Raw genomic sequence first — 10,663 nt, 5'->3', positions numbered from 1 at the left:
CTCGCCCGGGGCTGTGCTTCGGGCGCGGAAGCCGCCGGCTTTTTTCTTTTTAAATAATATCTTAAAAAATAATTGTACTTTTCACAGGCATGTCATACAATAGAAATGTTCTAAAACTTAGGCTATTTACGACTTTCGTTTTCAGAACAACTTCAGTTAAATAAAAATCGGATATTTGGAGGATTTTATGAAAAAGTTGATAAAGCTGAGTTCAGCGATTTTGTCAATGATGATGTTGTTTTCATTTTTTGCCTGTAGTACTGATACAGAAGAAGATGACGAACTTGTGGTTTCAATTTCTGCCAGTGACAATGATTCTAGCACAACCAGAACTATTACAATGTCGGCACCGTCAAAGTATTCAGGAATAGATGTTTATATTGTTTACACATTAGATGGAAGTGAACCTTCAATATCATATGATGGAACAGCGATAGATACAGATTTTATCAGCTATGGAACCGCAATTAAATATGATTCACAATTTACGGTATCTGATTCTGTGCAGATTAAAGCAAAGGCTTGTTACCTTAAAAACATGAAAGTTTATGTAGGTCCTTTAGCTTCAAAAACCGTTACAGTAAAATCTTCTATTGATACTTCAAAATCTGAGACAGCACCTGTTTCGGGCAATTACACATTTAAGCTTGCTTCTTCTGGTAATTCTCTGTTTACACATTATTTTGATACATCAGCTAGTGATTTGTTCAAATGGGGCGATTATGATCATTGTTACTACCAGATTCAGTTCTCATATAAAAGTGCCGGAAAAGGTAACTGGTATCTGTTCGTGCGTCAGGTTGGAAATGCAACACCAATCAAAGGTCCTGATGGAACAACTAACTTTGTAGCACAAGGTTCATACACTGGAACTTGTTTTGATAATAGAAAATCAGATTCTGTAAATAACGGTGATCTTACACTTTCTTGTGAGGTTGGTGGTAAAGCATATGAAGGAAAATACTCTGTTTCTGACAATTCTATCACTATGAAAGTTTCTGTAGATGCTTCATCAGATGTTTCTGTTGGTGATGCAAAATAATTGACCAATTTTAAGCTAAGGCTCGCGCTGGATTGTAGCGCCGGCCTTGGCCGTGGGCTTTGCCCATGGAGCGTTTAGCGGAAGCGCGAAAAGCCAGGATGAAGTTGATTCGCGCCTAAAATTAAAATGAAAAAAAACTTGTTTTTATTTTAAATCCATTGTACTATTTAAATACAGTGAAAATAACCTTAAAGAGTTTTTTTGCTCTCTTTCTCTCATTGTTTTTATTCTTATTTTTCTCTTGTGCACCTGCCCAGCCTCGTTATGTGCGTACTTTGGGAACGGTTTGCTTTGTTAATTTGTTTGAAAAGGGAACAAAATCTGCTTATAAAGATGTTTTTGATCGTTTGGAGCAGATTAATGATGAATTTAGTTTTGCCAAAGAAAAATCTGATTTGTATCGTGTAAATAATTTTGCTTTTAATAAGGAAGTTGTCGTTTGTGATGATGTTTTTACTGTCATTTCTATGGCGCTTAAAATTTCTGAAATGACTGAAGGCGCTTTTGATATTACGGTTGAGCCTTTGGTTTCGTTGTGGCGTGTAAATACTCCAACTCCTCATGTTGCAACGCAGGCTGAACTCGACGAGAGACTTCCGCTTGTTGATTATAAAAATGTTGTTCTTAATCCGGAAAAAAAATCTGTCCGTTTCTTAAAGAAAGGGATGCAGCTTGATTTGGGGGGTATTGCAAAGGGATTTGCGGCTGATGAAATCGTAAAAATCTGTAAAACTCATAACATCCGTCGGGCTGTGATTGATTTGGGCGGAAATGTTTATGTTTATGGTTCAAAAGAAAAATCTCAGTTATGGAATGTCGGCATCAAAAATCCTGAATATCCGGATTCCGTTCCGCTTTTAAAACTTGCTGTTCCTGAAATTTCTGTTGTAACAAGCGGCATGTACGAGCGTTATTTTGAATCTGGCGAAAAACGCTATCATCACATTCTTTCGCCGAAAACAGGCTATCCTATTGAAAACGAATTGTATTCTGTTTCGGTGCTTTCAACAAATTCTATGCTTGCTGATTCTTTGACTACTGCTTTTTTTGTTTTGGGAACCGAAAAAGCACTTGAAGTTCTTCCTCAGGTTAAAAAAGAATTCGGCCTTGATTTATCTGCAATTTTCATTAAAAAGAATCATCAAATCGTTTATTCAGAAAATTTCCCGTACCCGTGTGATGTGATTTACGAAGACTGGTAAAAAGAACTTCTGTTTGTCTTATATTCCGAAAATCGTTTTTTTTAAATTTAAACTATGAAAATTTTCATACTTCGTGATATAATATAATATGGCATTTTCCAAAAAACATGTGTTTTTTGTGAATTTTGTTATAATGGCGGAAATTTTTGAGAGGTACGGGTTGTAAGTGGCATTACAGTTCGTCGGGGCGGAAAATGAGTTACGGTTTAGAAAATATAGAAACCAGGCAGCTTGAAGGACTTATTAGTGTTCTCAATCAATGCACTGATGCTTTTTTATTTGTGTTTGATTTGTCTAAAGATACATATTTTATCTCTCAGTACGCCAGAAATATCTTCAATTTCCCAGAAGAAAAGATGGAAAATGCCACCCATGAACTCATGAAAATTGTTTATCCGGAAGATCAGGCTTCTTTGCGGGCAGACCTTGATTTGCTGAAAAGCGGCAAAAGAACGGAACATAATCTTGATTACAGATGGGTAAATAAAAACGGAAAACCGATTTGGATTCGCTGCCGTGGAAAGATTCTTCCCAATAACAGTGAAGAACATCGTATTCTTGTAGGCGAAGTTTCAATTGTTACTGAAGAAGATAAAACTGATCTTCTGACGGGATTAGCCACCGAATCTCAGCTTCGAATCGATTTTGGTTCAATCTGGACTAAAAAGCAGGCTGTTACGGGCTTTATTCTGAAAATCGATATCGACAATCTTGGTTCAATCAATGAGCAGTACGGTGTCATGACTGGCGATGTAATTATTTCAAAAGTCGGTGACTGCTGCCGGAAAATCTGTTCAGGCGTGGCAAAAGCCTACAAGCTTTCAAGCGATGAATTCATCTGTATGAATCTTACCGGTAAATCGGCTCTTGTTGCGCAAAAAATGTTTGAGAATTTGCGCCGTGAAATTTCCGAAGCAGAGCAAGGGCTTGGTTACGACATTATCTTTACTGTTTCAGGCGGCATGGTCGCTTTCATGAACGATTCTTCGCAGCTTGACGGTCTTTTGCGCAAAGTCAATTATTCTCTTAATAACGCTAAACGCAACGGTCGGAACACCCTCATTACATTCAATGCCGTTGATTATACACAGCATCTTAAAACTCTTGATTTCCAGGAAAAAATTCGTGATTCAATCCGAAACGATTTTGCTGGTTTCGAGCTTTATTATCAGCCTGTCGTTGATGCAAAAAATCTTTATCTTGATGCCGATAAAACTGTCCTCAATGTCATTGGTTGTGAGGCACTTATTCGCTGGACTTGTCCGGGGTACGGCATACTGAATCCTGATGAATTTATTCCGATTCTTGAGCGCACTGGCATGATGGTTTCTGTAGGCCGATGGATTTTGAGAACTGCTTTCATGCAGTGTGCCGAATGGAACCGTTTACAGAAGGATTTCCGTGTGAGCGTTAATCTTTCCTATATTCAGGTCAAAAAGAGCGATATCTTGCGCGATGTTGAAACGGCTATGCTTATTTCAGAAGTTAATCCGCACAATGTTACGCTAGAATTGACCGAAAGCGGCTATATTGACAATGGAGAAGAACTTCAGGCTCTTACTGAGGCTTTTTCAAATCTTGGTGTTAATGTCGATATCGATGATTTTGGAACAGGATATTCAAATCTTCGTTATCTGCAATACTTAAAGGCAAACACTCTCAAACTCGACTACACTTTTGTTCAGAAGGCAACCGCCGGTAACGAGGGTGATCGAAAAATTATTAAGCATATCACTCAGATGGCGCATGAGCTTGGAATGAAGGTTTGTATGGAAGGTATTGAAGAAAAGAGCGACATCGAAAAACTTATCGAATATGAACCTGACAAATTCCAGGGATTCTATTTTGGCCGCCCTTGCAATAATGTAGATTTCCGTGAGCATCATCTGCGGCTCGATGTGAACCGCGATGTTTACCGAAAGACCAGATAAGTTAATGAATCTCCGAAACACGAGTTTTCGGAGATTTTTTTTATATGTAGTGTTTTAAATCAATCTTGTCGAAATTCTTTGTTTTGACGGCAACAATGTAGCTTCCTGTGATTGCAGAGAGAACATCGATGGCGGCGGCAAAACTGCATAAAATCGGCATGGCCGGTCTGAGCAACAGATAGCCTGCTTCAAATCCTCTTCCGTACATTGAGCAGATTACTGTGAGTGAAACGAAGGTTCCGCCCTGAGGGAAGTTACCGAGGGCGAAACTGATGATGAATGAGACTGCAAAAATCCAGAGAATGTCAAAAACTGTGAAACCAAGACTTGAATAAGAGCGAAGAATTGTGACGAAACAAACTGATGTGACAAGCGCCGTTCCTCCGCGCGCGAAGCTTGAGAAAAGCGGAAGTGCAAAATAGTTTGTTTCATCATGGATTCCAAGACTTTCTTTGGTGTGTCGCTGGTTAACAAGAAGAGAGACATTTGAATCAGCTGAGAAAAAGCCTGTGATGATTGAACAAATGCTCGCGTAAAGAACATGATACGGATGTAAATCCTTACAAACAAATCGAAGAATAATCGGGTAGATGATGCCTGCGACAATCAGAAAGTCAGCAAGAAGAATGAAGAAAACCGGGAAGAATGTAGGCTCTGAAAAAATCGTGCGTGCCTGAATAATCCAATAGCTCGAAATGGCAATCATTCCGACAGAAAGCCACTCAACGAAAAAAGCCGTCATTGTTTGGCAGAGCTTCATTGCTGATTCCAAAAGGCTGAGGACAGGTTTTGAATCGTTGATGTCAGAAGCACATGCACCGCCAGCAAAAGCCGCAAGGAAAAAGACAGGAAGAATGCAGATTCCGTCTTTGAGTGTATCGAAGCTGGAGAAAGGCAGAATTGTAAAAATCATGCCCTTTATGTCAATCGCAGGAACTTCAGAAATCTTTTCGCCGGTGATAGGAATTCGTGGAATCTGAACGATAAGAATGGAAAGCAGACCGAGGACAACAAGAATGAGCGTGGAACCTAAAATTGTTCCAGCGGTCCATAAACTGCTTTTAAGGATGTGCTTTTTACTTCGAAGCGAAAACATGGACATTGCCGTGCCAAAAAAAATCAGCGGAATGAGCGCGTATCTTCCGAAACGAATCGCAATTTCCGACAAAGTAGCAAGTGCCGAATTTACTGACGGAATGTTGAGCGGAAGGATAAAAGCTGCCGCAATACCGAGAATAGTTCCAATCAAATATTTAATCCAAACTTTCATGGTTTTAGTATATCAAATTGCTCATAAATCTGCTATAATGCTCTGTTATGGGAAAGATGATTTTGTTCGCCGGTAAGGAATTTCCTGCTGGAAATGATATGGCTTCAGGTGCTTCTTTTCAGGGGCGTCGGGTGATTGCTACAAGTCTCGCTGTTTCTGAAGATTCTGCCGACGGTGAAGGTGAGGTTCAGAAATCAGGTGGCGTGATTCAGGTCAACTGGAACCGAAGTTCTGCTCTTTCATGCCGTTCACTTGCCTTGAAATGCGAAAATGAAGGTGGCGTTGATGAAGCTGTGCTCGTGTTTGATGAGTTCTATCTTGCCACAAAGTACCGTGAAGTAAACAACAACGCTCAGATTCTCGAAGAATTGGTTTCAAGCTATCAGTATCTTACTCAGGAGCTGATTTCGCGTTTTAATCGCCAGAGCGATAAATGTCATAAACTTATCTTCCTATATAAATCGAATTTTTCTCTTGCTGATGGCGTAAATTCTTCGTCTGTGCGTGCATCTGGAATCGAGCTTTCAAATCCGCTGATTGCCGCCGCAAGTGGTGCATTTAAATCTTATGCAGAGAATGTTGCTGCAAACCTTGTGGACAACTCAAACATAACGCCTATTCTTGTTGCATGTGACCCCGCGAATGACCTGTCAAAGCGTGATTCATCGCTTTCAGTGTGGCTTTGCGAGTACATGGATTCAATCGATGCGCTCAAAAAACCTCTTTCGCCAAAACAGAAAGTTGCATGGGTTAAAGCCGGTGCAAAAAATCCTGGTGGTTTCGGTCTTTTGGGATTCTAACGATTTGAAAATTGGGCGTTTCCGTGCTTACGCACGGTCGGGCTGCTCCAGGTTCCGCTAACGCTTCATGGGGCAAATGCCCCACGCTTCGCGCCTTTCGTATCCCTAACGCAAAATGAGGTTCTATGGATTATTCAAACCCGCTTATTGTTCAGAGTGACAGGACTCTTCTTCTCGATGTTCATGCGCCGCGAGCAACTGATTGTCGTAACGCGCTGATTCCGTTCGCTGAACTTGAGCGTTCGCCGGAACATCTTCACACTTATCGTCTTACTCCACTTTCTCTTTGGAATGCAAATGCGGCCGGATTTTCTCCCGAAGATGCGGTTAAAGTTCTTCATGATTTTGCCCGCTATGATGTTCCGCAGGCGGTTGAATTCTGGATTAAGGAAACTGCCGGGCGATTCGGAAAATTGCGCTTGGTGCCGGCCCCGTGGATAATTTTGAACGGAAAGCAGGGTGGGGGAAGTCTCCCCCTCACTCCAGCCGCTAACGCGTCTTCCGCTACCCCCTCTGCGGGGGACACCCCCGCAACGCCCCCGTCAGACGGCGGTATCAAAATCGAATATCTCTACCTTGTGACTGAATCGATTCCTGTCTTTAAGGAAATTGGGGCAAGTCTTATCGGTAAAAAGTATCTCACTCTCTGCGACTATGAAGAGCCTCAAGACGAGTTGATGAAGCAGACTGTTGTTTCTGAAGAAGAAAAGCAGCACTGTTTCCGTCTTGCGCTCACAGACCGGGGAACAATCAAGCAGGAGCTTTTGAAAATGGGCTGGCCTGTAAAAGATGATGTTCCTATGATTGACGGCGAGCCGCTTGAAATCAACCTGCGTGAAACTACTCTTTCTGGCAGACCTTTTAATCTTAGGCAGTATCAGAAAGAAGCCGCTCAGGCAATCGTGGGCGACAAGGGACCTGGAACGGGATTTGGCACAATCGTGCTTCCTTGTGGTGCCGGTAAAACAATCGTCGGCATGACGGTTATGGACTTGCTCAAAACAAGCACTCTTATTATCACTACGAATATTTCTGCCGTTCATCAATGGATTGATGAACTTGTCGATAAAACGAACCTTACACGCGATGACATTGCCGAATACACCGGCGAAAACAAGACGATTAAACCTGTCACCGTGGCGACATATCAGATTCTTACATGGCGGCCAGAAAAGGACGGACCGTATCCGCATTTTTCACTTTTCAGAAAGCGTAACTGGGGGCTGATTGTCTATGATGAAGTCCATACGCTTCCGGCTCCAGTGTTCCGTGTGGCGGCCGAAATTCAGGCGGTGCGCCGGGTTGGCCTTACGGCCACTCTGGTTCGAGAAGACGGAAACGAAGGCAGTGTTTTTTCTCTTGTAGGACCTAAACGCTATGATGTTCCGTGGAAGGATTTGGAAACAAGCGGATTCATTGCCACAGCGGAATGTATTGAAGTAAGGCTTGATTTGGGCGAAGAAAAGGAAATTGAGTATGCGGTTGCTGATTTGCGAAAGAAACACAGAATCGCAAGTGAAAATCCACGAAAACCCGAATTTGTCAAAAAACTGGTCGAAAAATCGCCGGATGACAAGATTCTTGTAATCGGTCAGTATTTGAGCCAGCTTGACGAACTTTCAAAAATGCTCGGCTGCCCAATCATCACCGGGAAAACCCCGAATGAGGAACGCGACAAAATTTACGCAGATTTCCGAAGCGGAGTAATCCGTGTGCTCGTGGTCAGTAAAGTCGCAAACTTTGCAATCGATTTGCCGGATGCGAGCATGGCAATTCAGGTGAGCGGCACTTTCGGAAGCCGTCAGGAAGAAGCCCAGCGTCTCGGTCGAATTTTGCGGCCAAAAGAGAGAAAGTCACGGTTCTTCACGCTGATTACGCGAAATACTGTCGAAGAAGAATTCGGCTCGAATCGACAGAAATTTCTGGCAGAGCAGGGCTATCAGTACAAACTTGTGCGCTGTAAGGATACTGCCGAACTTGAAGATTTTCTTGACGGTGAGCAGATGTGTTTGAATTAAGGCGAGGGGGAGCGATGCTTCGCTGATGTGGGGCGCAAAAATCACTCTCTCTTCAAAATAGAAAAGGAGTTTTTATGGAACTTGATCCGAAGGTACAACGAATTATGGATTGGCGCGAGAGTATTGCTGTTTTGCCTGACAATCATTTTTTTGAGATTATACGCATGTATCTGGGCGAAATAAAGACTCCTTTTAACAAACAGAAGCTGATTGAGGAACTCGGCGCGTTTATCCGTCGGGAAGAAACCCGAAAGACTCTCGTTTCTCTTTTGAGCGAAACTGATTTGCGGATTATTTCTGCGGTAAAATATATTTCAAACGCAAGCCAGGAAAAGCTGTTTTCTTTCTTTTCGGGAACTTACACTTTTGCGGAGCTTTATGAGCGGCTTTTGAATCTTGAGGAACGGCTGATTCTTTACCGCAAGAGCGACCGAAACACTGGCAAAACGGTTATTCTCTTAAATCCTCACCTTGAAGACGACCTTGAGCCTTATACAAAACAGTCAGTTCTTCTTGAAAAGAGCGAATATGCTGAAGTTTGCTATGAGTCGCCTTCTTCAATTTCGGCTGAACTGATTGCGGCATACATTTCTTTCATTCATAAAAACCGGGATTTGTGCAAGGCGGACGGTACATTTAAAAAGCGCACTCTTTCCGAGATTGAAAGGCTTTTTCCTAATAAAACCGAAGTTCTTTTTAATCTGACCAAGGCTTTTATCAATCTTTCTTTGATACGGGAAGTGAGTGAAGGCTATGAAGTCGATAAAAGCAAATTCCTGTCTTTTGCGCGGCTGGATCCAAAACTTCAATGTGCTTATCTGTGCGTGGGAAGTCAGGGGCGTTTTTCGCGTAACGGGCTTGTGCGACAGAGTCGACTTTTGCTTGATGTAGCGACTTCAATTCCACGGGAAGGTTTTTCACGGAATGTAATTTTGCGGCTGGCATACATCATTTCTGAAGACCAGAATGATGTTCCGGGGCTTTCTTCTCTGGGTTCGACTTCACGCTTTTCTGCGATTTTAAATCGTGCAAAAGAAGCTGATACTGCAATTGTCGAGCAGGATTCAAATCTTTCTTCTATATTAGACCGTCTGATTGACTGTGCGGCACTTTTTGGTATTCTTGCCAAAAGAGGCACTGATGTGAACGGTGAAGCGATTTATGCGGCTGGTTCCATTTTTGATGAGCACGAAAGATTCACTGATGAGCCGAAGGTTTTGAGCGTGGATGCGGCATTCAATGTCACCCTTATGCCAGGCCTTTCTCTTGAAAATCTCATTCCGCTTATGGATTTTATGGAATTGCGTCAGTTTGATACGGCGGCAGTCTTTGAAATCAACAGAAAATCGGTCATGCGGGGATTTGATTCAGGATTAAGCGCAAACCGAATCTTCTCGCTATTAAAAAAATATTCACCGTACGAAATTCCGCAGAATCTTGAAATTTCGATTGATGACTGGAGTCGTTCTTATTCATCAGCAACGATTTATAAAGGCTATGTTCTGCAGGTGAGCCTAGAAAATGCGACCATGACCGAAAATAATCCGGCGATTGCACCATTCATTTCTCAAAAACTTGCGCAGGGAATCTATCTTCTTTCGGTTGAGAGTGATGAACAGGCAGCGGCCATCATTGCCAGAAGCGGACTTGATTTCATCGGTAAAATCAAATCACCTGGAAGGAGTTTTGAAAGCATTGGATTCCCGGATTTCATGGTTCCTCAAAAAAATGACCGTTTTGACAGTGATGAGCAGGCAAAACCGACTTCTGATGAAGAGCGTGCCGCCCATTTTGAGGCAATGCGTGCAGAACTTGAAAAACTGAATCTTCCGCTTGAAAAAAAGGAAGGACTCCTTCAACGCATTCAGCACAAAATCATTCTTTCGCCGGTTCAGCTTAGGGCAGACAGTGTTAAGTACGAGCGGATTGAAGCCGGCGGAATGGATTTTTCGGGCAAACTTCATATCGTTGAAGGTTCGATTTCGAGCAACAGCATGGTTGAACTTCAATTCGATGACCGCGTGATTGTCGGCATACCGATTTCAATTACAAAGACTGGCTCGGACGCAAGTGTTCTCATGGAAGTAATGCCAGAGCGTGTCGAAAAATTGCTTTCGATTGGGCAGGCCAAATTCGTCAAACGAATCAGGGGCAGCGTGCTCAGATAGTGCTTTTTGATATGAATGTGTGTGAATCGTAAAATTATCATAAAATAATTTAAAATAAACTTGCTTTATTGGAATTTGGGGTTTAATATTATTTTGTGATAAGTGTAAAATTACTTGAAATACTACACAAATCAATTGAAAAACCTCTTGAAATTAAATCCGCAGCCGATATAATCACCTGTCGGCCTGTCGGCCTGTCGGCCTGTCGGCCTGTCGGCCTGTCGGCCTGTCG

The 10,663-nt window shown here is 42.3% G+C and carries 7 protein-coding genes; 6 read left to right on the top strand and 1 reads right to left on the bottom strand.

Features of this window, described 5'->3' with window-relative positions; all coding sequences use genetic code 11:
- The first annotated feature begins 187 nt into the window (after window positions 1-187).
- From Q0Q74_RS13450 to Q0Q74_RS13440, 3 genes are all read left to right on the top strand, one after another.
- Window positions 188-1,042, top strand: a complete 855-nt coding sequence (locus Q0Q74_RS13450) for a hypothetical protein (RefSeq protein WP_294431657.1) — start codon at window positions 188-190, stop codon at window positions 1,040-1,042.
- Between the two features lie 266 nt (window positions 1,043-1,308).
- Complete coding sequence (locus tag Q0Q74_RS13445; RefSeq protein ID WP_294431654.1) at window positions 1,309-2,244, top strand: FAD:protein FMN transferase; 936 nt, start codon at window positions 1,309-1,311, stop codon at window positions 2,242-2,244.
- Between the two features lie 194 nt (window positions 2,245-2,438).
- On the top strand, window positions 2,439-4,175 hold the full coding sequence (locus tag Q0Q74_RS13440) for a GGDEF and EAL domain-containing protein (protein ID WP_294431652.1): 1,737 nt from the start codon (window positions 2,439-2,441) through the stop codon (window positions 4,173-4,175).
- Window positions 4,176-4,215: 40 nt separating this feature from the next.
- Here Q0Q74_RS13440 and Q0Q74_RS13435 read toward each other — a convergent pair whose 3' ends face one another.
- The gene (locus Q0Q74_RS13435; RefSeq protein ID WP_294431651.1) at window positions 4,216-5,445 is read right to left on the bottom strand and encodes a cation:dicarboxylase symporter family transporter; all 1,230 of its coding nucleotides are present in this window, start codon (window positions 5,443-5,445) and stop codon (window positions 4,216-4,218) included.
- 47 nt (window positions 5,446-5,492) lie between these two features.
- Between Q0Q74_RS13435 and Q0Q74_RS13430 the strand changes: the two genes are divergently transcribed.
- From Q0Q74_RS13430 to Q0Q74_RS13420, 3 genes are all read left to right on the top strand, one after another.
- Window positions 5,493-6,245, top strand: a complete 753-nt coding sequence (locus tag Q0Q74_RS13430) for a hypothetical protein (protein WP_294431649.1) — start codon at window positions 5,493-5,495, stop codon at window positions 6,243-6,245.
- A gap of 125 nt (window positions 6,246-6,370) precedes the next feature.
- The gene (locus Q0Q74_RS13425; RefSeq protein ID WP_294431645.1) at window positions 6,371-8,263 is read left to right on the top strand and encodes a DNA repair helicase XPB; all 1,893 of its coding nucleotides are present in this window, start codon (window positions 6,371-6,373) and stop codon (window positions 8,261-8,263) included.
- 74 nt (window positions 8,264-8,337) lie between these two features.
- Window positions 8,338-10,431, top strand: coding sequence for a helicase-associated domain-containing protein (locus tag Q0Q74_RS13420; protein ID WP_294431643.1), 2,094 nt, complete (start codon window positions 8,338-8,340; stop codon window positions 10,429-10,431).
- Window positions 10,432-10,663: the final 232 nt, after the last annotated feature.

The sequence above is a fragment of the uncultured Treponema sp. genome (assembly GCF_946187725.1).
Taxonomy (GTDB): domain Bacteria; phylum Spirochaetota; class Spirochaetia; order Treponematales; family Treponemataceae; genus Treponema_D.
Note: the sequence above shows the minus strand (reverse complement) of the source record. Positions and strands in the feature narration are given on the sequence as shown.

Bases quoted from the DNA above. Each gene is read 5' to 3' on its own strand.
- Q0Q74_RS13435 (WP_294431651.1), bottom strand. From the start codon at position 5,445: ATGAAAGTTTGGATTAAATATTTGATTGGAACTATTCTCGGTATTGCG.
- Q0Q74_RS13440 (WP_294431652.1), top strand. From the start codon at position 2,439: ATGAGTTACGGTTTAGAAAATATAGAAACCAGGCAGCTTGAAGGACTT.
- Q0Q74_RS13420 (WP_294431643.1), top strand. From the start codon at position 8,338: ATGGAACTTGATCCGAAGGTACAACGAATTATGGATTGGCGCGAGAGT.
- Q0Q74_RS13450 (WP_294431657.1), top strand. From the start codon at position 188: ATGAAAAAGTTGATAAAGCTGAGTTCAGCGATTTTGTCAATGATGATG.
- Q0Q74_RS13430 (WP_294431649.1), top strand. From the start codon at position 5,493: ATGGGAAAGATGATTTTGTTCGCCGGTAAGGAATTTCCTGCTGGAAAT.
- Q0Q74_RS13425 (WP_294431645.1), top strand. From the start codon at position 6,371: ATGGATTATTCAAACCCGCTTATTGTTCAGAGTGACAGGACTCTTCTT.